Origin of the sequence: Xanthobacter luteus (assembly GCF_040049235.1) — a bacterium.
In the GTDB taxonomy this organism is placed as follows: Bacteria; Pseudomonadota; Alphaproteobacteria; order Rhizobiales; family Xanthobacteraceae; genus Xanthobacter.
Genome location: NZ_JBDZDO010000014.1, coordinates 1 through 1,193, shown reverse-complemented (window position 1 = coordinate 1,193; position 1,193 = coordinate 1). Strand labels below are relative to the sequence as shown.

Annotated in this window: 1 protein-coding gene; it reads right to left on the bottom strand. The window is 66.1% G+C overall.

The genetic code is table 11. The annotated features are described in order from the left end of the window. Positions 1–2 precede the first annotated feature (2 nt). Complete coding sequence (tuf, locus tag ABLE88_RS23765) at positions 3–1,193, bottom strand: elongation factor Tu (protein WP_348834435.1); 1,191 nt, start codon at positions 1,191–1,193, stop codon at positions 3–5.

The window sequence follows — 1,193 nt, the reverse complement described above, 5'->3', positions numbered from 1 at the left end:
GATCACTCGATGATGGCGGCGACGACGCCGGCGCCGACCGTGCGGCCACCCTCGCGGATGGCGAAGCGCAGCTTCTCCTCCATGGCGATCGGCACGATGAGCGCCACGTCCATGGACACGTTGTCGCCCGGCATCACCATCTCGGTGCCCTCGGGCAAGGTGCACACCCCGGTCACGTCCGTGGTGCGGAAGTAGAACTGCGGGCGGTAATTGGTGAAGAACGGCGTGTGGCGGCCGCCCTCCTCCTTGGTCAGGATGTAGGCCTCGGCCTTGAACTTGGTGTGCGGCTTCACCGAACCCGGCTTGCACACCACCTGGCCGCGCTCCACGTCCTCGCGCTTGGTGCCGCGCAAGAGGATGCCCACATTGTCGCCCGCCTGGCCCTGGTCCAGCAGCTTGCGGAACATCTCAACGCCCGTCACCGTGGTCTTGATGGTCGGACGGATGCCGACGATCTCCACTTCCTCGCCCACCTTGACGATGCCGCGCTCCACGCGCCCGGTCACCACCGTGCCGCGGCCCGAGATCGAGAACACGTCCTCGATCGGCATCAGGAACGGCAGGTCGATCGGGCGCTCCGGCTGCGGGATGTAGGCGTCCACCGCCTCCATCAGCTTCAGCACCGCGTTCTTGCCCAGCTCCGGATCGCCGTTCTCCAGCGCCACCAGCGCCGAGCCGCGCACGATCGGGATGTCGTCGCCCGGGAAGTCGTACTTCGACAGAAGCTCGCGCACCTCCATCTCGACCAGCTCGAGAAGCTCGGCGTCGTCAACCATGTCGCACTTGTTCAGGAACACCACCAGCGCCGGAACGCCCACCTGGCGCGCCAGGAGGATGTGCTCGCGGGTCTGCGGCATCGGCCCGTCGGCCGCCGAAACCACCAGGATCGCGCCGTCCATCTGCGCCGCGCCGGTGATCATGTTCTTCACATAATCGGCGTGCCCGGGGCAGTCCACGTGCGCATAGTGCCGGTTCGTGGTCTCGTATTCCACGTGCGCGGTCGAGATCGTGATGCCGCGCGCCTTCTCTTCGGGGGCCTTGTCGATCTGGTCGTAGGCCGTGAACGTCGCCCCGCCGCTCTCCGCCAGCACCTTCGTGATCGCAGCCGTCAGCGAGGTCTTGCCATGGTCAACGTGACCAATGGTGCCGATGTTGCAGTGCGGCTTCGAACGGTTGAACTTCTCTTTGGCCAT

Bases quoted from the DNA above. Each gene is read 5' to 3' on its own strand.
- tuf (WP_348834435.1), bottom strand. From the start codon at position 1,193: ATGGCCAAAGAGAAGTTCAACCGTTCGAAGCCGCACTGCAACATCGGC.